A 19,908-nucleotide genomic window follows, 5' to 3' on the forward strand; every position below is an offset into this window, starting at 1 on the left:
GTCGGAATAGGGATGAAAAGACAATCAACAATGCTAACTCGCCAAATTGATTCGAAGTCAGGCGTCATGACCTCCAATGAGATGATGGCCGCGAATCCCCATTCTCCTGTTTTGGTGAAAACCATCGACATGCCAAAAGGTTACATTGATGCGCTGCATCAACACACTTGGCATCAAATCATCTTTCCTATTAAAGGGTTATTGCAAACGCAAACGGAGCATTACCAGCATTTGGTTCCACACACCTCTGCGTTATTTGTTCCTGCGGGTGTTCAACACGAGTCGATTGCTCTAAGCAACACGATATTTGTTGGCATTTACCTCAACCCTGAGTTTGGCGCAACGTACGAGCAACAAGTGAGAACCATTGCTCTAACGCCGTTTTTAAATGAGCTTTTACAAGAGATTCGCAGGCAGTGTGAAAATGAGGCAAGCCATGAAGAAGTGCTGCATTTGCTGGCGGTGTTGCATGATCAAATTTTGAAAAGCAACGTGCAGACATTTCAGTTGTTGCTGCCACAAGATAGACGATTAAAACTGATTTTCGAGCAGTTGACCGACGAGCCGGCGTTGAGCTGTTCGCTAAAAGAGTGGGGGGAGAAAATTGGGGCGTCTGAGCGCACTTTATCACGGTTGTTCGCCAAGGAATTCAACACTTCATTTCTGCTTTGGCGGCAACAAATTCGGCTAATTTACTCGCTTTCTTTGTTAGATGAATCGTTGCCAATCCAAGCCATTGCAGACCTAGTGGGTTATCAAAACGACTCATCCTACATCAAAGCATTTAAAGCCTATTTTGATATGACGCCACAACAGTTTAGAGTGAACGGCGCATCGCGCAGGTAGAAATACAGAGTTTCGACTTCACTTAATGCTTTTGAGTAGAAGTTACGAAACTTTCTTTGTGAATTTCAATTGCATGGTATGAATAACAATGGCACCAACGATAAATACTCGAGTGAATCAATTCTGTTTTGGTCAACCCAAAACGTCGCTGTCGTTGGAAAAAGAGCCCCTCAAACCGCTTGCTCAGAGCAAGGTTCGGGTGAGGCTCGAAGCTACAAATATTAACCCAAGTGACTTGCTTTCTATTCATGGTGTTGGGCAATACCGTCGCGTTCACGTACCACCTCGCGTGCCCGGATTTGAAGCGGTTGGGCGTGTGGTGGAAGTCAGTGCTGTTGATCAAACTGGCCTTCAAGTTGGGCAAAAAGTGTTGGTGGCGATGAGTGGTACTTGGCAATACTACATAGATGCTTCGCCTGAGAATCTTTTTCCGCTACCTGAAAGTTTGGATAACGGCTATGCCTGCCAGTTGTACATCAACGCTCTAACCGCGTGGGTTATCATCACTAAAGTGACCAAGCTAAGCAAAGACGATGTGGTGATCATCAATGCGGCGGGTTCGGCGATCGGTAAGATATTTGCCCAGCTCGCCCATTCACTGGGTTTTACACTGATTGCTGTCACTTCAAAGCCAGACGAGTATCCGTACGATACGATTCCAGTGTTGGACGCGAAGCAAGACTTACACGCGCAACTGCAAACGCGCAAACTGCCACAACCAACGGCCGCTTTGGATGCGATAGGTGGTGAGGCTGGCACGTATCTCATTCGTACCTTGAAAGAAAATGGCCAATACATCAACTACGGAACGTTGTCGTTAGCGCCTTATACGCCTGCGTTTTTTGAATCGATGAAGACCAACAACATCGACTTTAGCCCCTTCTTTTTGCGGTATTGGGAAGAATCGGTAGGTAAAAGCGTGAGAAAGGCGGTATTCGCTGAAATGTTAGACCATTTTATTGCCAACGATATAAAGTTAAATGTAGCGTCTGAGCTGCCGCTAGAGGATTTTCAAACTGCGATTGAAATGGTTGAGCAACGCTCATCGGCGGTGTCAGGAAAAATCATTTTGACGCTATGAATTACAGTGAGTCTGTTGAGAAAAGGGAGGATAAAATCCTCCCTTTTTTGATGGGTTATTTGTAATGATGGGACTATTTTAGATGGAAAATTTGCTCTGTCTCGAGCGATGTCATCGTACGTACTTGACGCCAAATATAATAAAAAATACCGAACATCATTAACATGCTTGGAATTGCAATCATCGGGTAGCTGTAAAGCGTCATCTTACCCAACTCTTCATTAAAGGCAGCCGTGCCCGAAGGACTGGTCACGATCCAAGTCGCAAGGAAGTAGTTCATCGCGGATGAGAACGCAAAAGTACTCGCAAACAGATAGTTTGATGACATTAGACAACGTTCAAATGCCTCTGATTGACCGTTCTCTTTCAAGCGTTCGTTAATCAGCGATAAATTCAATACCGTGTCATTCAGTACTAACTTCTGCATCAGTGGGTAGCGGGTAAACGTTGAGCCCAAAACCGCTAAACCGATCAGGCCAGGGATCAGGGCTTCTTTCAAGGCTAACCAACGTGTATCGAGCTCTAACAAGCCAATGCCGCCAGTTAATAAAACACTGATAAAGCCAAGTGCAGAAATAAAGTTAAATTTCTTGTTCCGGACAAGGTCCATACCGCCGTAAATGATAGGAAATAGCAAAGCGACAACCAGCGCCATTGCTGTTCCTAGGTGTTCATCGCCGCTAAACTTCATCAAGATAAAGGAAGGGATGAATACGTTAAAAAGAATCTCGAATAGGGGATTCGGCTTTTTCGCCGTCGTGTTACTCATAATGTTTTACTGACTCTACTCTATGTCGGCTGTTATTGTACTTTGACGAGAAGTGTTCATCTAGTCGCGCTTGATGTAAAGCGTTAAAGCGCCGAGTTGTGTAACGACTTATGAAATAGACCGGAGCATAGCCAGTTAGTTGACATGATTGACTACTTTTTTTGTGTCTTAATCGCTCTCCCTCTGCGAAATGATCTGATTGCGTGCTCTGAATAATCGAGTCGCCACGGTGTTGTGATTAAGCTCTAAGACTTGAGCAATTTCATTATGATTAAACCCGACTACGAGTTTTAAGACCAATGGCTCTCGGTATTTGGGTTCGAGAATCATCATTTGTTTTTGAAGCCAATCTTGTGCCATGTCGTGGTCACTGCCAGGGTAGTTTTTTGCCTGTATTACACACTCATCAATATCGACAAAATCGTACTGCTTTTTATCAAAGCGCCGAGCATTCTCACGACGCAAAATGGTGATGAGCCAAGGCTTCGCGGCATTGGGATCATTTAAGTTATCAAAGAATCGCCACGCTTTCAGAAAGGTTTCTTGCGCCAAATCTTCAGCAAGGTGGTGATCTTTGCACAGCCAATATGCGAGACGATAGATATCTTGGTATCGCTCCTTCGTCAGTGCTTCGTATCGTTTGTGTTTTTCCATAGCATTAAGATCAGAAGTGTAGAGCTGAGTAGCAAGGTAACCTCTGAAGCTCAAAGGTTACCTGCGGTTTCGTCCTTGCCCGCTTAAAATGGCTGGGTAGAAAAACGTGAGTATTGAAGGGCGTCTGCGACTTCTTGAGCTTTAGATTCTGAAGTCATGAGATGCAGCAATTTAAGGGCGGCTTGATAGCTAACTAGGCTGCCGTTTGAGGTGATGACACCCTCATCAACAACAAAATTCTGGTCGACCTGTACATCAACTGCTGGATAGTCTTTTTGTAATCCGTTTTCACCTCCTGCCCATGTCGTCGCTTTCTTACCGTTTAACAGGCCAGCCTCGGCCAATAGATACGCACCAGAGCAATTACTTGCCATCCAATCTGCCGCCTTTGATGTGGTTTGAATAAAGTGAATGAGATCCTTGTTTTCGATTAGCGCATCCATGTCGTAGCTGGATGTTAAAACCAGCACGTCGAGTTCCGGCTGATCGCCAATCCAAGCATCCACACCAATTTTTAATCCCTCTTCAGTGGTGATGGTTTTCTGTTCAGAGACGGAAATAGTGACTACTTCATAATCGCTAAACCAAGTCAGACGACTTGCAACGCCAAAGACCTCTAAAGGCGCAGTAACATCAGAGGTCAGTACGCCGTCGTAAACTAGAATGCCAATGCGTTTATCCGTCGCATGTGCCGTTTGAAGCACCCCAAAGAATAGGACTAAGGTCGCTATCAATAGTTGTAGTGCATTCTTTAATCCATTTTTACCCATTGTTTTTCCTCGCTAACAGAGCATCAAGTTATTGAGATTCATTATATTTGGGCTGATTGGTGATTGAAGAGCCACTTTGTCTTTACTAAAGTGAATAAAGTTCACGAATGGAATGCACGAGTTTTATGGATAAGATACGGTCCCTACGATTTTTTATTGCCACTTTAGAAGGTGGCAGTTTTGCTGCGGCCGCCAAAGCGTATGGCACAGACCCTTCTACGGTGAGTAAGGCCATCCATCGTCTTGAAAGCGACTTGGGAATACAGCTTTTCCAGCGTTCTACGCGACAGATCCGTCTGACAGAAGCCGGTCGTCGATACGCAAATACCGCTAGGTTTGTACTGGACGAACTGACGGCGTGTGAGGATTCATTGAAAAGCCACAATGATGCGCTTTCAGGGCTGCTTAAGATTAACGTGCCAGTCTCCTACGGTCGCCTTTACATTCGCCCTTTATTAAAAGAGTTTTGTCGCCGCTACCCCAGCATCACTATCGATATTCATTACGATGACGCCTACGTTGATATTATTGAGCAAGGGATTGATGTGTCGATTAGATCTGGTGTCGTTCAGGACAGCCAGTTGATTGTGCGTCAGCTGAGTCCTATCGATTTTATTATTTGTGGCAGTCAGGATTACTTAACACGGCATGGTGTTCCGAGTGGCCCAGACGCATTCAATGACCATTCTTGGGTTCGTTTTCGTTTTAAACAAACGGGGAAACTGTTGCCGATTCGGATGCCAGAATCAGACGGTGCAAGTGAGTATAACCCCGAGAGAAATTTTATTGTAAATGACGGCGAATCCATGGCAGAGCTTTGCGCAGAAGGTTTAGGGTTAACTCAGATTCCTCATTTTATCGCGAGAGACTGGCTCAAAGCGGGGCGTTTAGTGCCGATATTTCCGAGTATGCGCCAAGCAGGAAATGGCGTGTATCTTCTCTATGCCAACCGGGAATATGTGCCCGCCCGAGTGAGGGTGTTCATCGATTTTATCACTCAAGCAATACAGGAGATGGATGAAACGCCATTCCATACGTGGGCTGAAACGTTGCCGATTTACCAACCGAACCAAGGCGATTGAAAACTTCATGTGAGTCTTTGGTTAAAACACTCCAAGCCATATGGTGCTTTTATGGGTTTTTGTTAGGTTATTGGACGTTATTATCGACAAGCGCAGTTTGCTCTTCGTCACTCATAAAGGAAAGACAATGCCAACTAAGATCTTAGTGCCTGCTTTGGCCCTACTTCTCAGCGCATGTGGCGGCGATGGGGAGTCGTCAGCACCTGTAGAAAACGGCTCTCAAAACACAGGTTCCACATCGTCACAAGGCACATTTGCCGAGCAGATGCTCGAAGCGGTCAACAGCGCTCGCTCTACTACACAACAGTGTGGCGCAACCACCATGCCACCTGTTGGGGCCCTGACTTGGAGCTACGATTTGGAAAGCGCCGCTTATCGCCACTCAAGCGACATCGCGAACAGCGATTTCATGAGTCATACAGGCTCTGACGGCAGCAATATGTCAGATCGAGTCAACGCAACGGGCTATGCTTGGAGCACCATTGGTGAGAATGTCGCCGTAGGGCAAAGTTCCATCAACGCCGTCGTTAATGCTTGGTTATCGAGCGAAGGTCACTGCCTCAATATCATGAGTGCGGATTTTGATCAGATGGGCGCGTCGCTTGTCGAAAATCACTCTGCAAGCTACGGGTATTACTGGACTCAGGTTTTTGCCAAACAGCGCTAATGCGATAAAGAAACCTGATAGATAAACTAAAACGCCAGTAGTCACCATCTGCTGGCGTTTTATTATTTACGTCTCTTTTAGCTTGTCAGGTTACGAAGTTTTGGATCATCCGTCAGGTATTCAACAAATTCGATCTCAAAACCTGCAGGGTCAACAAAATACACATTCTTGCGATATGGCTCATCAGCCCCAGGTTGGGCAATCGGATAACCTGCATCGGTCAGTCTTTTTATGATGGCATCGACGTTGTTGGTCACATAAGCAAAATGCGCTAGCCCTACTTGGTGGCCGCCCAACTCGCGGTTCTCTCCTTCACCGTGATCACTCATGGCAATGTATTGATACTCGTCGCCAAAATGTAGCCAGTTTCTTGGCTTGCCACTCCATTCGCCTTTCCCCTCATCACGCACGTACCAATGTGGAAATGCAGTTTGATAAAACTTCAGCATTTCAGGGATGTTTTTCACGACTAAATTAATATGTTCTAGTTGGATCATGATGCGTTCCTTTTTGTCATTTCCTAGCCAACGATGAACATGCTAAAACCTCAAGTTAAGTCGAGGTAAAGAGCTTTTTTAAAATTTTTTAGGGTTGATATCTTTGGATCTTGATACATGGAGAGATTCGGTGGGGTGGTACTTGAATCTGCGAGTTGGGTTAGGTGCTTGCAACCCTCTTTCATCTTTTGTTCGTGCTAATCATTTTCGAGCGAGTTTGTGGTGAGTAGATTCCCAGTCTCACCTAGGTTCGCGGGAATGACGTGAAGAGAGCGCTAAACGAACAACGTCATTCTGAAGGAGCCTAAGCGAGTATTCAGAATCTATTTGCAGCGCGTTTCGATGCTGGTGGTGTTAATTGAATTATCCGCGATTGTAGAACTTGCCACCTTGAGCTCGGAGTGTTGAGATCTTTAGAGTTTGATACAAGCGAAGGTTAGGTGGGGTTGGTGGTTTGAGGTTGAGAGGAGGATTATGTTCAGAACCCTCTAACCGTTGATGCGTCACGTGTATGTGTATGAATTTCTTTCGTTCAAGCTTGCGGTGGGTAGTTTCCCAGTCTCACCTAGGTTCGCGGGAATGACGTGAAGAGAGCGCTAAACGAACAGTGTCATTCTGAAGGAGCCTAAGCGAGTATTCAGAATCTATTCGCAGCGCGTTGTGATGCTGGTGGAGTGAACCGAATTATCCGTGATTGTAGAGCCATGCCCTCCAGTTTGAACTTGGAGTGCTGGGGGATGTACTTACACCCCTCCCCAAAAACCAAAAAAGCCAGCAGTTAGTACCTGCTGGCAAAGTCTTTGGGCTTCTAGGTTTTTTGATTTTATTTCTTGTTACTCATCGCTGTCACGGTGCCCCGATTGGTTTTCAGGGGAAGAAAACACAGCACGGTGCGCTTTGTGCTCAAGAAATTGGAGATTAGTCTTGCTTACGGATTAGGTAGTCAAACGCGCCTAAGCTTGCTTTTGCACCTTCACCCATCGCAATGATGATCTGTTTGTAAGGAACCGTCGTTGCGTCACCCGCTGCGAAGACACCTTCTAGGCTGGTTTCACCACGGCTACCAACTTCAATTTCGCCGCGCTCAGAAAGCGCTACTTCTGAATCTTTTAGCCATTCTGTGTTTGGTACTAGACCGATTTGGACAAAGATACCTGACAGTTCAATCTCTTTGATTTCATCTGTGTTGCGGTCTTTGTACTTCAAGCTTGTTACGCGAGTACCGTCACCCACAACTTCAGTAGTTTGCGCCATCGTGATGATGTCTACGTTTGGTAGTGAGTTCGCTTTGTCGATAAGCACTTGGTCTGCGCGAAGTACGTCTGCAAATTCAAGAACGGTTACGTGCTCAACAATACCTGCTAGGTCGATAGCCGCTTCGATGCCTGAGTTACCACCACCGATAACTGCGGTTTTCTTGCCTTTGAACAACGGGCCGTCACAGTGTGGGCAGTACGCGACGCCTTTGTTGCGGTACTCTTGCTCACCCGGAACGTTCATTTCACGCCAGCGTGCACCAGGGCTTAGGATGACACTCTTACTTTTCAGCGTTGCACCGCTTTCAAGTTGGATGTGAATCAAGCCATCATCTGTGTGCGCTGCGCCCATCAGTTTTTGCGCTTGTTGCTCAGTCACAACGTCTACGTCATATTCTTTTAGGTGCTCGGCTAGGTCAGTCGCCAGTTTTGGACCTTCAGTACGTTTTACCGAGATAAAGTTCTCGATTGCCATGGTGTCCATCACCTGACCACCGAAGCGTTTAGCGACAACGCCAGTGCGAATACCTTTACGCGCTGCGTATAGTGCTGCTGCACTACCACCAGGGCCTCCGCCGACAACTAGCACGTCGTATGGGTCTTTTTCGCTCAGTGCTTTGGCTGCTTTCTCGCTCGCGCCGTCATCCACTTTGTTTAGGATTTCAGTCAGAGACATACGACCTTGACCGAATAGCTCTCCGTTTACGAATACGCTTGGTACTGCCATGATGTCGCGTTGTTTCACTTCATCTTGAAATAGTGCACCGTCGATCATGGTTGCTTTCACTTTCGGGTTGATCGCTGCCATCATGTTGAACGCTTGAACCACGTCTGGACAGTTTTGGCACGACAGTGAAATGAACACTTCAACTTCCAACTTTTTATCTAGCGCTGCGATTTGTTCAATCACTTCCGGCTCTAGTTTGATTGGGTGACCACCAGAGTGCAGCAATGCCAATACCAGAGAGGTAAATTCGTGACCCATTGGTAAGCCAGCAAAGCGAAGTGCTGTGCCTTTTACTGGATTGGTCACCGTCATCACTGGTTTACGTGCGCTTGCGTTGTCGTCACGTTCAACGGTGATAAAGTCGCTCATCTCTGCGATTTGGTTCGCCAGAGACAGAATGTCATTCGATGCTTTGCTTTCATCTAGACTAACCACTAGACGAACGTCTTCTTTTACATTAGCCAGATATTGTTTGAGTTGTTGTTGGATCGCTTGGTCTAACATAGTTGTTGTTACCTTAAATAAACAAAAGAGTGGTTACTCTGGATAAAATCAGTAGGGAGAGAGCAAACCAGGCAGAAGGTCGTCAAGGTATCTAACCTGGAATGCTCTCTAAGTTAAGCGTCAATTAGCATGTCAAATTGAGCTTAAATTCAGTGGCTTAGATTTTGCCTACTAGGTCTAGAGAAGGAGCTAGCGTCTCTTCGCCTTCTTTCCATTTCGCTGGGCAAACTTCACCTGGGTGTGCTGCTACGTACTGAGCTGCTTTCACTTTGCGTAGTAGGTCTTCTGCGTCACGACCGATACCTTCAGCAGTGATTTCCATTGCTTGGATAGTACCTTCTGGGTCGATTAGGAACGTTGCACGGTCTGCAAGACCTTGACCTTCACGCATCACACCAAAGTTGTTTGTGATGTTGCCTGTTTGGTCGCCAAGCATGTAGTACTGGATCTTGCCGATGGTTTCTGAGCTATCGTGCCAAGCTTTGTGAGTGAAGTGTGTGTCTGTTGATACTGAGTACACTTCAACGCCGCGTTTTTGTAGCTCTTCGTAGTGGTCTGCTAGGTCACCTAGTTCTGTCGGACATACGAATGTGAAGTCTGCTGGATAGAAGAAGAATACAGCCCATTTGCCTAGAACATCTTGTTCTGTTACTTCAACGAATTCGCCGTTTTTGTATGCTGTAGCTGCAAATGGTTTGATCTTTGTATTAATCATTTTTACTTTCCTCAGAATGTTTTAGGGTGAGCAGTTCTTGCTTTCGGAAAGTATATTCGCATTGGAACGTGTTTAAGGAAAATCGCTTGTAACTATCCTATTGATAGTCATTTCCTATCTTTCTTAATAGGGAAGCCCGATATAAGTGAGTTTGCTTTGATAGGTTTTATTGAAGAGGAAGGCCAAGTGGTAATAGAGAATAGTGATGATGACCTTTAAGAGATCGTCCGGCTAAGATCGAAAGAACCTGCATTTCGGCAGGCTCTTTCTAATAAGAAGTGGGGAAGCTGATGCTTTTATTTTTTAGTTCAGATTGTCGAGCACCTTGCCGCACAACTTCTTCAGCATGATCATTTCATCCAGCTCTAACGTGATTTTACACATCATGGCGTTTGGCACTGACTTGGCTTGCTCTTTGAGGTCACGACCTTGCTCGGTTAGGTTGAGTACGCGAACGCGCTCATCGGTTTCACTACGACCACGTTCTACATAGCCTTTTGTTTCTAATCGTTTAAGCAGCGGCGTGAGCGTGCCTGAATCCAAATGCAGTTGCGAGCCCAATTCTTTAACGCTGGCGCCGTCTTTCTCCCACAACACCATCATCACTAAGTATTGCGAATAAGTCAGATCAAGTTCGTCCAGCAAAGGGCGGTAAGCTCGGATCACCGCATTTGCTGCACTATAGAGCGGAAAGCAAACTTGGTTTTCGAGTAAAAGTTTATCGTCGTCGGTCATGGTGTTGTCGGTGTAACACTGGCTCATTGGCGTTGCCTACCTGCTCACAGAGAAAGAGAGTAACAAAATAAATTGTGCACAATATAGTTGCAAACGATCTTTACTTCGATATAAGATTGTTGGCAATTAAATTGTGCGCAACTTAAATTAAGAAGGACAATCGCATGACTACTCTATACAAAACTCAAGCTACTGCTTTGGCTGGTCGTAATGGTCAAGTAAAAACAGATGACGGTCTTCTCGAGCTAGAGCTGTCATACCCGAAGGAAATGGGCGGCACAGGTGCAGCAACTAACCCTGAGCAGCTTTTCGCAGCGGGCTATTCAGCATGTTTTTCTAACGCGATTCTGCACGTAGCACGTGAAGGTAAAGTAAACCTGAAAAGTGCACCCGTAACAGCGGAAGTGGGCATTGGTCCGAACGATAACGGCGGCTTTGCACTAACAGTGAGCTTAGCGGTAGAGCTAGATATGCCACAAGAACAAGCATTAGAGCTAACCCGCATTGCACACCAAGTTTGCCCATACTCAAACGCCGTTCGTGGCAATATTGATGTTGCTGTTACAGTAAATGGCGAAGCGATCTAACGATTTAGACATTATTTCTAATAGAAGGAAAGCCTGCGAACGTGCAGGCTTTTTTCGATTATTTGATAGCAGTGCAGAAGCTGACGTCTGCATGGTGCGTTTGTGGATCGTAGCTATGATAAAGTTCGAAGCAAGGTCGACAGTCGTTTTCAATACCAGATTCAACCACTTTGCTCATCAAATCATCCCATGCTTTAGGGTATTGGCTGAATTCGGTAATTTGCTGGCGCATCACCGCATATTGACCGCCGGGGAAGTCTTGCAGCTCAATGCCTTTTGGTACTTCGGTATCTTCTGGCACCATTAGACAGATGTCAGTACGACACTTCTCGTCTGGCGTGATTTCTGGGTTATCGTGATAAATGAAGATACAGGTATTACCCGCCAAACCTTTTATCCCTGCCCATTGATACAAGCGACCTGATGGCTCTTCATAGCCTTTGCCGTAAGGGCCGTTTACGCGAATGTAAGCCAGTTTTGCTTTATCAAAGTTTTGCGTTTCCATATTGTTGCTCCATGTTGTGAGTTCAGAGTCAGTATATGAATCGCTTAGGGCTCGTTCGTTTCCATTCTTGCGCAGTGCGTGTCCAATCTTGCTGTTTCGCGCGAGTTCAGAAAATTGCTGGTAGTTTTTACAGTCGCGAAAGGCGGTTGGTGTTACGCCATAATGCTGCTTAAACGCCTTAGCTAGGCTTTGCGAACTAGAAAAACCGTACTCTAACGCGATGTTCAGCACTGGTTGCTTTGATTTGAAAAGGTCGTCTGCTGCCGCCTCTAGCCGTAAACGTCGGATGAAGTCGGCTAATGTTTCGCCTTGTACCGCCTTGAAGGTACGGTGAAAGTGATAGGGAGAGAGGTTTGCTAGTGCTGCCACTTCGAGCAAATTGAGAGGATCGTTAAAGTGCTGTTCCAGATAGCGAATAACAGGAACGAGTCGTTGGTGATAATCGACACGCATGAGAGGGGCCACCCTTGTTTGATTTGCTCAAAGCGTACCGCAACGAAGCAAGGATTCAAGGCTAGTATCGAATAAATGCGTCGTAGTCATTTATTTCTGATTATGATGCATTCTGTTGCGGGTAGGAGATGGTTCTTAAGATGGCTTCTCAACGGTAATTGAAATCCGTTCAGAGCGCTTAGTATCCCGTCAGCTCCATATAACCAGTCCCAGAATGAGAGCCCTCAATACGCACAGGGCCTTCCCAATAAGGCACAGAAAGGGGCATTTTCGCGTTCGGGTTGAGTGCAGAAACGGTAAGATCAACTTGCTGGTTAGGAATAGATACTTGCCACTGGGTTGGATACTTTCGCCCTTGGATTTCTGTTTGCTTGGTCGCCTCTAACTGAATGTCTTTTTGTGGGATAGCGATGCCAGAACCATCTTGCTGCATCAGCCTTGCGCTGGCGTAACTGGCTGCTCCGGTTTTGGAATCCCGCAATTGGAACACCACCAAACTGGTGTCGTCACTCAACCTTAGGGCAAACCAGTCCCAGCCTTGTTGTGAGTCGAGTAAGAATTGCGAGCTCCACTCTCGATCTATCCAGCCTTTGCCCGACACTTGATGGGTTTCGCCGTCGATGGTGACTTCACCGGAGACATCAATAAACGGTTGGCTGTAGTAATACGAAGCCACCTGACCATCGGCACTTTTGGTGCTGTAACCTTGCTCGCCTTGCTTTTGATAAGGTGCGCTGCTGGTAAGCGTCAGCGAATAGCCAAACTGTTCGGAGTTCGCCTTCAATGTGGCAGGGAAGAGGTCGTTGGTTGAAGAGAGCCACTGCCAATCATCGAGATAAACTCGAAATGGTGAAGTGTCGACGCCAGCTAGAGAGGCTTGGTCACGTGACCATTTTTCATCGGCGTAGTGTTTGTCGGTTGTAGTGACCGCGCTGTGCGCCATGTAGATTTGCTGAGTTTGCCATTCGGTTTTCTTCACGTCATCTTCGCCCGTTGGCGGCGCAGCAGCAAAGCGAAATTGTGTCCATTGAACGCCAAGTGGGTTGCCGTCTTCATCGATTAAGTTAGCGGTTAAGTACCACCATTCATGACGAAAATTCGGGTGTGCTTGATGGTCTGCTGGGAAGGTCAGTTCGACACCTTTTTCCACGGATGTGAATGGGTTGCTCTCGCTTTGTGTTTCTCGACTTCCCAGCAACGTACCCATATTTTGTTGTTGCGGTTCTTCGCAGCCGAACAGGAACAAACTGCTTATGAGTAGAGTAAGCTTGCTTGCCAATCGAACCATCACAACACCTCGCTTTGTAAGCTGGATACGACAGGCTTGCTGACCAATCGCCACAGCGGAATCAAGGTTGCAATCACCGCCACCAAGATGGTGATTGCCGCAATGCTGAGGGCATCACTCCAATTCCACAGATAATTTAAGCTCCAACCAAAAGCGCGCAAGGTGACGATGTCGGTTAGCACATAACCCACCATGGCTCCGAGGGGCAGGGCAATAACTAGAGTAAAACTGACCAAAGCGACGATCTGTCCGACCACCATGGTCATTAATTTACGACGGCTGACGCCAAGTGCATACAGCCTTGCAATGGCGGCTTTACGCGCGTCGAGCAACATAAAACAAGCACTGAACAAACCAATCACGGCGACCATCAACGTCACGCCGTTGAGTGCGCGCGTAATGGCGAAGGTCTGCGAGAATATATCCAACGCGATGGATTTGATTTGCGCCTGATCGTAGAGTTGACTTGGATGCAGATTCAGTTGCTCGCGCAGTTGGTCGTAGACGATTTGTGGGTCCCCCGAAACTTTAATACCAAGGCTTGTGGGCAGGTCGGTAAAGCCACTCTCTTGCCATAATTTGGGTGCTAATAACACTTCACCATTGGGTGAGCCATAATCGTGAAATATCGCACCCACAAGTAGGTTCTTATTTGGAATGGCATCAAGCGTGAGTTCGCTACCCAGTGATAAACCCAGTTTGACCGCAGTAGGTTCACTGATGGCGATCACCTCACCTTGGTAAAAGCGTTGCCAGAAGTTTTCCAAGTGCGATTTGAATACCATGGTTTGCTCTAAGGTGCCTTTGTCTTTGGTGCCAAGCAAAATCGGTAAGCCTTGCAGGTTATCGTCGACGTAGTATTGCTTGTAGACGGTCTCAACCTTGTCGAACTGCCCTAACGCGCGCTCTACATCTGCGATTTCTCCTTGGGCAGGGCTGACGTAAATATCGGCGTGTAACCTTTGTTCTAACCACTGCTTTAGGGTGGACTCAAAGCTGCCCACTAAGGTGTTCATCCCCATGTTGGCAGTAACGGCGAGTAGCAGTGCCATCATGGCGAGAGAAAGCGGAGAAATCAGCTCGCGCAGCTCAGCAAACAGATACTGCATCAAACCGGAAGTGGTGCGCTTTTCACACCAATTGGCTAACACGCTGAGTGTTTTGGGTAGGTACAAAGGAATCGACACCACAAGCACGCCGAGCCACGCCATGGTGAAGCGGTGATGCTCACTCAGCCATAACCCTGCGAGTGCGAGAGTCGTCAACGCAGCGCCTATCACGAACAATTGGTTTTCGTTAGAAGCTTCAGGTGCTTGATAAAATCCACCATGAGAGGAAAGCGGCTGGCGCACTCGCTGTTTAAAGTGCTGCCAACACGCCAATAGGGTTGCGGCTAACGTGAGCAGCAGCGCTTGCGCCCACCATTGCCACTGCCAAGTGCCGGGCAGCAGTGTCGCGCCATAAAGTTGTTCTAGAGTCAGTGCCACGGTCGGATGCAACCAATGGCTAAGCTGCATGCCCAATACAAAACCGAGGGAAGCGCCGATGGTAACGAGAATAGTGAGTTCAACTAACAGCGCAGAGAACACAATGCTCGGCGCAACGCCCGCCTGTTGAATCTGCACTAACAGGCGATTGCGTTTGAGCAAGCTGTACTTTACGCCGTTGTATGCAATGAACAGCCCGACTAAAAAGGCAAGTAAGCTCATTGCCGTGAGATTGAGGTGAAAGCTGTCGGTCAGCGAGCCAAGGTCTGTACTTTGATTATTGGAAATCCATTGTCCTTGCTTACCAATGATGCTTTGCCATTTTGCTTGCGTGTCTTTATTCCCTTTATCACCCGAATGGAAAACCGCAATGTAACTGAGCTGTCCTTGTTTATTGAGCAGTTGCTGGGCAAAGCCAATGTCCATCAACATTCGGCTACCTAACTGCCATTCGTCAGGTAGCACCACCACTTGGGTTGGGATGTCGTCCAGAGTTAGGGTTTCTACCTCTCCTAAGTTTTGATGCTGAGATTGGCTCATCATCACGATCGGCTTGCCAGCCAAAAGCTCAGGTAAAGGTAACGCACTGTCGAACAAAGACACGTTCGGTTGGTTTTCTGATGAATAGCGCGAACGTGAAGAGATGGCGGCAATTAACTCGCTACCTTGCACTGACCAACGACGACCTTGTTCGTCTCTCACTCGCCCTTCAATTACAGGTAGTGTTGCACTGAGCCCATTTTGTCTAAGGGTGAAGTAGAGCGATTCGGGCAGATAGTTTTGCCCTGCTGGTGGAATAATTAAGTTCTGAGCTTGTGCGCTAAGCTGCTCGGTAGACTCCGCATAACTGCGCTTGGCATTGAGGTTGATGGCTTGCACCGCAACAAACAAGGTCACAGCCAGCACAATACCGATCAGAATCGCGGCGGCTTGCAGTGGTGCCTGCCGATAGTGCGCCGCAAACAGATTCAGGGCGAGTCGAGTATGCGTGAATCTGGTGTTTGGTTGCTTAGCTTGCTTCATGATGTTGCTCATTTACATCGCGCTGATTTTGCGTCAGTCCGCTTTGCAAACGACCATCCTTCAAACGCCCATCCTTTAAACGTAATTGGGTTTGCATAAACTCGGCACACTCAGGGCTGTGGGTCACCAAGAGCACAGCGGTATTGCCTTGGGTGGTGATTTCATTCAACAGTTTCATCACTTCTAAGCCCGCTTTTTGGTCAAGGTTACCTGTGGGCTCATCGGCGAGTAGAAGCTTAGGTTTGTGTGCTAATGCGCGCGCAATCGCGACTCGTTGTTGTTGACCGCCAGAAAGGGCAGAAACATGTCTATCGAGCAGTTGGCTGATGCCTAGAGTCTCGACCAAATAATCGCACCAGTCATTCCATTTCTGTTGATTCAAATTGAGAGGAAAGGCGATGTTTTGCTGCACGTTGAGCGGCGTTAATAGATTGAATTGCTGGAAGATAACACCGAGTTTTTGGTGTCGAAATCGGCTCCATTGTGGGTCTTTCCAAGCCGCTGCGTTATCACCATCTAACCACAACTCACCTTCGGAAAGTGGCTCAAAGCCAGCGATGATATTAAGCAAGGTACTTTTTCCGCTACCACTTGCGCCTGTCAGTGCGACACTCGCTCCCGAATTGAGGGTGAAATCGACGCCTTCCAGCACACGATGGCTCTCTTTGCCATCGACAAAGCTTTTGCTGGCGTGTTTGAGTGTGACAAGTGGGCTTTCCATTTCCTCTCCCTGTATTCAAAAGGTGTCGTTTCTTTTGGCAATGGCTGTTTAAGTAAGTTCTATAAAAACTTTAGCCAACAATCAGATAAAAACAGCGATTTACATCGATTTCTTAATAACTTGTACTGAAAATAAGAGGGAATAGATTAAACGGGAAAGGGATATAACAGACATTAAAAAAGCCCGAGTCAAACTCGAGCTTTCAAAGAAATTCAGCTTGGTCAGCTTATACGTAGTACGCTTCAACTTCGCCTTTAAGTTTGATCAGCATTGGGTTACCAAAACGGTCTTTTGCTTTAGGAGAAGCAATTTTCACCCAACCTTCGCTCACGCAGTATTCTTCTACGTCTGTGCGCTCTTTGCCGTTAAAACGGATACCGATTTGGTGATCGAAACATTCTTTGATGAAGAATGGGCTACGTGGGTTACCTGCTAGGCGATCTGGTAGAGCTGGTTTAGCTGTATCTGTCATGTTTGTGACCTAAATTCCGTAAAAAGTGCGCCATTGTAGTCAGTGCACAGTGAGTGTTCAAGATATGTTGAGAGACTTAATACTAAAGCCTTTTGAAATAATGCAAAGTTTCCCGCTTTCAAAGTGCGGAATAAAAACACGGCCTCGTTGCTCAACGGTGTTTTGCTCTCGAAACTTCTCCTGCCACCCCTTATTTGGTTTTGAATCATGACTATACTCATTACTGGCAGTTCTAACCTTATTCATACAACTTAATGTCTCAGAGCATGCCACTAGTCGAGAAACGATTAACAAGGAAGGGTGAATGGAGACTGTTGAACAGGTTGATAAACGTCATTTATCGGATAGAGATACTACCTCTAGCACTTCTATTTTTCTTTGTATTCTAATCGTAGTGGCTGTAATCGCTCGGTTTTTTGTTGCGTTTAATTACGAAGTAAATTGGGACGAGTTTTATTACCTATCTTTTGTGCATCGGTTTATTAACGGCGAGGTGATTAATAGTTTCCAAACCTTTCACATTCACTTCTTTACTTGGCTGAGTGGTGTATCAGATAACGATGTTGACCAGATCATTGTGGCGAGAGTCGTTATGGTGTTCTTTCAATTACTCACGGGATTTTATCTATACAAGTTATGTCGATTGTACTGCAGCAAATCGGCGGCACTTTTTGCGGTTCTTGCCTATTTTTCTTTTGTTTATAATGTTCGTATGGGGGCCAGTTTTCGTACTGATCCTATCGTGACATGTATGATCATGGCGGCGCTGTATTATGTGTTTAGTACAACATTTTCTTGGCGTGTATCCATTCTTGCTGGTGTCCTTACGGCTGTCGCCTTGCTCGTCACTTTAAAGACCGCTCTGTATATCCCGACTTTTATAGGCATAGTTTTAACCTCGCTTTATTGGTCGCGAAATCGTAAGCGTTATTTTAGGCAAGTTCTCATGTATGGAGTCGCAATACTGGTTGCCTTTGCGATGCTATACAGTTGGCATTACTTCTCTATACATGGAGCGAGTTCGGTTGGTGATGCAGGAACGATGTTCGGTGCTGCGGATAAGACACTAAACCAGCGCGAGCTTTTTCCTCGATTGTTTTACTTTGTTCATTCAGTTTCGACGAACTCATGGTATTGGTTAGCTCTTTTCATTGGTATTGGTACTGCTGTTTATGCGTGTTTTTCGCAAAAGCTATTAAGCCGTGAGTCATCGATTAAGTTTTTGTGCCTAAGTTTATTACTCTTCACTTTGCTCTTTTATCGCAACGCTTTCCCATACTATTACGCTTTTATGCTTGCTCCAGTGAGTGCTTTGTTTGCTGTGGCTTGGGTTGGTATCCAGAATTTCACTAACGCAAGAGTTGCACAATTTTTTAATTTTATTGTTCCCTGCTTGTTTGCGGTATCCATTGTGGTGAATGGTTTTGTTTTACCGATAAAAAGCAACTTGGCCTACCAGCGTCAGTTTCTTGATGAAGTACATAAAATCTTTCCTCAGCCTGTTGCTTATATTGATCGATGCTCCATGGTTCCGACTTTTTCAAAACAAGGTTTTTTCATGAGTACGTGGGGTTACGAAGATTATATTGCGAGAAACATCCCCGTTATTCGCAATGCTATAGAGCAAGACAATCCGGCTTTCGTACTGGTTAATTCGCACTATTTAGATGTGTTTGGCCCTGAAAAAACCGATAAAGGGCTATTAAGGCTAGATATTCAAGCGTTAAGGCAGAACTACATTCATCATTGGTCGCATCTGTATGTTGCAGGAAAGACGTTTGAACTGACGCCCAACTCTCTTAATCGGGAAGTTATGGTCAACATCGAGGGCCTATATACGCTTGAAGCTAGCAATAGTCTTATGATTAATGGCAAGGTTTGGTTGGCAGGTCAAGCTCGATACTTGGCGCGGGGTGTCTATGAATTAGTGTCGAAAGAGCCAGGTAAAGTCGTTCTGCGTTGGGGAGATAACCTGTACCGACCTCGCAACCTTGAAGAGAAGCAGAGGTTATTTACCGGTTTCTAATACGCACAGTAATGTTGATTCAGAACATGAGGAGCAAGCATGAAGTTAATTGTTCAAATTCCGTGCTTTAACGAAGCGGACAATATTGCTGATGTTATTCGCTCAATACCAAAGCGCGTTGATGGTATCGCTAAGATAGAGATTCTAATCATCGATGATGGTTCTACGGATGGTACTTCAGAAGTCGCACGCAAGTGTGGTGTTGAGCACATTATTACTAACCAGGGCAATAAGGGGCTTGCTTACTCATTTCGAAGAGGGATAGAGGAGTGCCTTCGTCTTCATGCTGATATCATTGTGAACACCGATGGCGATAATCAATATAATGGGGCCGATATTCCGCACTTGGTTAAGCCTATTATCGAGCACAAAGCAGAAATTGTTGTTGGTGACCGAGGAGGGTATAGCAATACACATTTCTCTGTATTTAAACGATGTTTACAAGTGTCGGGGAGCTTTATTATTGCCAAAGCGACGGGATTGGATGTTAAAGATGCTGTGAGTGGTTTTCGCGCAATATCGAGAAGTGCGGCACAACAACTTAATATCGTATCGGATTTTAGCTACACAATAGAAATGTTGATTCAAGCAAGTGCAAAAAGGATTGGTGTGGTTTCGGTGCCAATCCGAACTAATGAAAAAACGCGAGAGTCCCGTCTGTTTAAGAGCATTCCGCAGTTTCTAAAAATGTCGCTCTCTACCTTGGTCAGGGTTTATACCATGTATCGACCTCTGCAAGTGTTTTTGTTTATTGGCTCGGTGGCGATGATTTGTGGTGTGATTCCCATTATGCGATTCCTGTATTTCTTTTTAAATGGAGCGGGAGATGGCCATATTCAGTCATTGGTCTTGGGGTCAACGCTACTTATCTTGGGTTTCATCACTTTATTGATGGGGTTGGTGGCCGATCTAATAGGGTTCAATCGAAAGCTGACCGAAAAAGTATTGCACCGAATTGAGGTATTGGAAGAAAAGCTGGAGCATCAGGAAAAGTTGCCCACTTATCAGTTTGAAACCAAGCGAAAACGATCTGGAGAGTAATA

At 46.1% G+C, this 19,908-nt stretch carries 19 protein-coding genes; 7 read left to right on the forward strand and 12 right to left on the reverse strand.

Going from position 1 to position 19,908, the window contains the following annotated elements; genetic code table 11:
• Window positions 1-30 precede the first annotated feature (30 nt).
• Both ACHFJ9_RS05325 and ACHFJ9_RS05330 read left to right on the forward strand, forming a co-directional pair.
• A complete protein-coding gene (locus tag ACHFJ9_RS05325) occupies window positions 31-846 on the forward strand; it encodes a helix-turn-helix transcriptional regulator (RefSeq protein ID WP_301640660.1) in 816 nt (271 codons plus the stop codon).
• An 88-nt stretch (window positions 847-934) separates the two neighbouring features.
• Entirely contained in the window at window positions 935-1,927 is a 993-nt protein-coding gene (locus tag ACHFJ9_RS05330) for a zinc-dependent alcohol dehydrogenase family protein (protein WP_395354096.1), read from the forward strand.
• Between the two features lie 73 nt (window positions 1,928-2,000).
• On the opposite strand, the gene ACHFJ9_RS05335 is transcribed toward ACHFJ9_RS05330, so the two are convergent.
• The 3 genes from ACHFJ9_RS05335 to ACHFJ9_RS05345 form a co-directional block, all read right to left on the reverse strand.
• The gene (locus ACHFJ9_RS05335) at window positions 2,001-2,696 is read right to left on the reverse strand and encodes a VC0807 family protein (protein ID WP_046875662.1); all 696 of its coding nucleotides are present in this window, start codon (window positions 2,694-2,696) and stop codon (window positions 2,001-2,003) included.
• 168 nt (window positions 2,697-2,864) lie between these two features.
• A complete protein-coding gene (locus ACHFJ9_RS05340; protein WP_395354099.1) occupies window positions 2,865-3,350 on the reverse strand; it encodes a sigma-70 family RNA polymerase sigma factor in 486 nt (161 codons plus the stop codon).
• A gap of 83 nt (window positions 3,351-3,433) precedes the next feature.
• Entirely contained in the window at window positions 3,434-4,120 is a 687-nt protein-coding gene (locus tag ACHFJ9_RS05345; protein WP_114322697.1) for a DJ-1/PfpI family protein, read from the reverse strand.
• Between the two features lie 125 nt (window positions 4,121-4,245).
• Here ACHFJ9_RS05345 and ACHFJ9_RS05350 point away from each other — a divergent pair, with 125 nt between their 5' ends.
• Window positions 4,246-5,202, forward strand: a complete 957-nt coding sequence (locus ACHFJ9_RS05350) for a LysR family transcriptional regulator (RefSeq protein ID WP_395354101.1) — start codon at window positions 4,246-4,248, stop codon at window positions 5,200-5,202.
• Between the two features lie 127 nt (window positions 5,203-5,329).
• Window positions 5,330-5,869, forward strand: coding sequence for a CAP domain-containing protein (locus ACHFJ9_RS05355; protein WP_395354103.1), 540 nt, complete (start codon window positions 5,330-5,332; stop codon window positions 5,867-5,869).
• A 77-nt stretch (window positions 5,870-5,946) separates the two neighbouring features.
• Here ACHFJ9_RS05355 and ACHFJ9_RS05360 read toward each other — a convergent pair whose 3' ends face one another.
• The 4 genes from ACHFJ9_RS05360 to ACHFJ9_RS05375 all read right to left on the reverse strand — a co-directional run bounded on the left by ACHFJ9_RS05360 (window position 5,947) and on the right by ACHFJ9_RS05375 (window position 10,330).
• Window positions 5,947-6,366: a VOC family protein gene (locus ACHFJ9_RS05360; protein ID WP_025793617.1), complete on the reverse strand. Its 420-nt coding sequence runs from the start codon at window positions 6,364-6,366 to the stop codon at window positions 5,947-5,949.
• Window positions 6,367-7,284: 918 nt separating this feature from the next.
• A complete protein-coding gene (gene ahpF / locus ACHFJ9_RS05365; protein WP_395354106.1) occupies window positions 7,285-8,853 on the reverse strand; it encodes an alkyl hydroperoxide reductase subunit F in 1,569 nt (522 codons plus the stop codon).
• Between the two features lie 157 nt (window positions 8,854-9,010).
• Window positions 9,011-9,568: an alkyl hydroperoxide reductase subunit C gene (gene ahpC / locus ACHFJ9_RS05370; RefSeq protein WP_005395542.1), complete on the reverse strand. Its 558-nt coding sequence runs from the start codon at window positions 9,566-9,568 to the stop codon at window positions 9,011-9,013.
• Between the two features lie 303 nt (window positions 9,569-9,871).
• Complete coding sequence (locus ACHFJ9_RS05375) at window positions 9,872-10,330, reverse strand: MarR family winged helix-turn-helix transcriptional regulator (RefSeq protein WP_256936842.1); 459 nt, start codon at window positions 10,328-10,330, stop codon at window positions 9,872-9,874.
• 137 nt (window positions 10,331-10,467) lie between these two features.
• On the opposite strand from ACHFJ9_RS05375, the gene ACHFJ9_RS05380 reads away from it, so the two are divergent.
• On the forward strand, window positions 10,468-10,890 hold the full coding sequence (locus ACHFJ9_RS05380) for an organic hydroperoxide resistance protein (protein ID WP_256901200.1): 423 nt from the start codon (window positions 10,468-10,470) through the stop codon (window positions 10,888-10,890).
• Window positions 10,891-10,948: 58 nt separating this feature from the next.
• Here ACHFJ9_RS05380 and ACHFJ9_RS05385 read toward each other — a convergent pair whose 3' ends face one another.
• The 5 genes from ACHFJ9_RS05385 to ACHFJ9_RS05405 form a co-directional block, all read right to left on the reverse strand.
• Window positions 10,949-11,848 (reverse strand): GyrI-like domain-containing protein, encoded by a 900-nt coding sequence (locus ACHFJ9_RS05385; protein WP_145533977.1) that lies wholly within the window; start codon window positions 11,846-11,848, stop codon window positions 10,949-10,951.
• 178 nt (window positions 11,849-12,026) lie between these two features.
• The gene (locus ACHFJ9_RS05390; RefSeq protein WP_395354110.1) at window positions 12,027-13,136 is read right to left on the reverse strand and encodes a lipocalin-like domain-containing protein; all 1,110 of its coding nucleotides are present in this window, start codon (window positions 13,134-13,136) and stop codon (window positions 12,027-12,029) included.
• Window positions 13,136-15,646, reverse strand: coding sequence for an FtsX-like permease family protein (locus ACHFJ9_RS05395; RefSeq protein WP_395354112.1), 2,511 nt, complete (start codon window positions 15,644-15,646; stop codon window positions 13,136-13,138). The genes ACHFJ9_RS05390 and ACHFJ9_RS05395 overlap by 1 nt, the downstream gene beginning before the upstream one ends.
• The gene (locus tag ACHFJ9_RS05400) at window positions 15,633-16,367 is read right to left on the reverse strand and encodes an ABC transporter ATP-binding protein (protein WP_257888923.1); all 735 of its coding nucleotides are present in this window, start codon (window positions 16,365-16,367) and stop codon (window positions 15,633-15,635) included. The genes ACHFJ9_RS05395 and ACHFJ9_RS05400 overlap by 14 nt, the downstream gene beginning before the upstream one ends.
• 226 nt (window positions 16,368-16,593) lie before the next feature.
• Complete coding sequence (locus tag ACHFJ9_RS05405; protein ID WP_005383498.1) at window positions 16,594-16,839, reverse strand: DUF3297 family protein; 246 nt, start codon at window positions 16,837-16,839, stop codon at window positions 16,594-16,596.
• Between the two features lie 304 nt (window positions 16,840-17,143).
• On the opposite strand from ACHFJ9_RS05405, the gene ACHFJ9_RS05410 reads away from it, so the two are divergent.
• Together ACHFJ9_RS05410 and ACHFJ9_RS05415 are read left to right on the forward strand one after the other, a co-directional pair.
• Window positions 17,144-18,865 (forward strand): ArnT family glycosyltransferase, encoded by a 1,722-nt coding sequence (locus ACHFJ9_RS05410; RefSeq protein WP_395354115.1) that lies wholly within the window; start codon window positions 17,144-17,146, stop codon window positions 18,863-18,865.
• Between the two features lie 39 nt (window positions 18,866-18,904).
• Window positions 18,905-19,906 (forward strand): glycosyltransferase family 2 protein, encoded by a 1,002-nt coding sequence (locus ACHFJ9_RS05415; RefSeq protein ID WP_005395558.1) that lies wholly within the window; start codon window positions 18,905-18,907, stop codon window positions 19,904-19,906.
• The last annotated feature ends 2 nt before the right edge of the window (window positions 19,907-19,908 follow it).

It is taken from the genome of Vibrio sp. D3 (assembly GCF_043995865.1).
Lineage (GTDB): Bacteria > Pseudomonadota > Gammaproteobacteria > Enterobacterales > Vibrionaceae > Vibrio > Vibrio diabolicus.

Coding starts and splice junctions, on each gene's coding strand:
- ACHFJ9_RS05325 (WP_301640660.1), top strand. CDS start 31: ATGCTAACTCGCCAAATTGATTCGAAGTCAGGCGTCATGACCTCCAAT.
- ACHFJ9_RS05330 (WP_395354096.1), top strand. CDS start 935: ATGGCACCAACGATAAATACTCGAGTGAATCAATTCTGTTTTGGTCAA.
- ACHFJ9_RS05335 (WP_046875662.1), bottom strand. CDS start 2,696: ATGAGTAACACGACGGCGAAAAAGCCGAATCCCCTATTCGAGATTCTT.
- ACHFJ9_RS05340 (WP_395354099.1), bottom strand. CDS start 3,350: ATGGAAAAACACAAACGATACGAAGCACTGACGAAGGAGCGATACCAA.
- ACHFJ9_RS05345 (WP_114322697.1), bottom strand. CDS start 4,120: ATGGGTAAAAATGGATTAAAGAATGCACTACAACTATTGATAGCGACC.
- ACHFJ9_RS05350 (WP_395354101.1), top strand. CDS start 4,246: ATGGATAAGATACGGTCCCTACGATTTTTTATTGCCACTTTAGAAGGT.
- ACHFJ9_RS05355 (WP_395354103.1), top strand. CDS start 5,330: ATGCCAACTAAGATCTTAGTGCCTGCTTTGGCCCTACTTCTCAGCGCA.
- ACHFJ9_RS05360 (WP_025793617.1), bottom strand. CDS start 6,366: ATGATCCAACTAGAACATATTAATTTAGTCGTGAAAAACATCCCTGAA.
- ahpF (WP_395354106.1), bottom strand. CDS start 8,853: ATGTTAGACCAAGCGATCCAACAACAACTCAAACAATATCTGGCTAAT.
- ahpC (WP_005395542.1), bottom strand. CDS start 9,568: ATGATTAATACAAAGATCAAACCATTTGCAGCTACAGCATACAAAAAC.
- ACHFJ9_RS05375 (WP_256936842.1), bottom strand. CDS start 10,330: ATGAGCCAGTGTTACACCGACAACACCATGACCGACGACGATAAACTT.
- ACHFJ9_RS05380 (WP_256901200.1), top strand. CDS start 10,468: ATGACTACTCTATACAAAACTCAAGCTACTGCTTTGGCTGGTCGTAAT.
- ACHFJ9_RS05385 (WP_145533977.1), bottom strand. CDS start 11,848: ATGCGTGTCGATTATCACCAACGACTCGTTCCTGTTATTCGCTATCTG.
- ACHFJ9_RS05390 (WP_395354110.1), bottom strand. CDS start 13,136: ATGGTTCGATTGGCAAGCAAGCTTACTCTACTCATAAGCAGTTTGTTC.
- ACHFJ9_RS05395 (WP_395354112.1), bottom strand. CDS start 15,646: ATGAAGCAAGCTAAGCAACCAAACACCAGATTCACGCATACTCGACTC.
- ACHFJ9_RS05400 (WP_257888923.1), bottom strand. CDS start 16,367: ATGGAAAGCCCACTTGTCACACTCAAACACGCCAGCAAAAGCTTTGTC.
- ACHFJ9_RS05405 (WP_005383498.1), bottom strand. CDS start 16,839: ATGACAGATACAGCTAAACCAGCTCTACCAGATCGCCTAGCAGGTAAC.
- ACHFJ9_RS05410 (WP_395354115.1), top strand. CDS start 17,144: ATGGAGACTGTTGAACAGGTTGATAAACGTCATTTATCGGATAGAGAT.
- ACHFJ9_RS05415 (WP_005395558.1), top strand. CDS start 18,905: ATGAAGTTAATTGTTCAAATTCCGTGCTTTAACGAAGCGGACAATATT.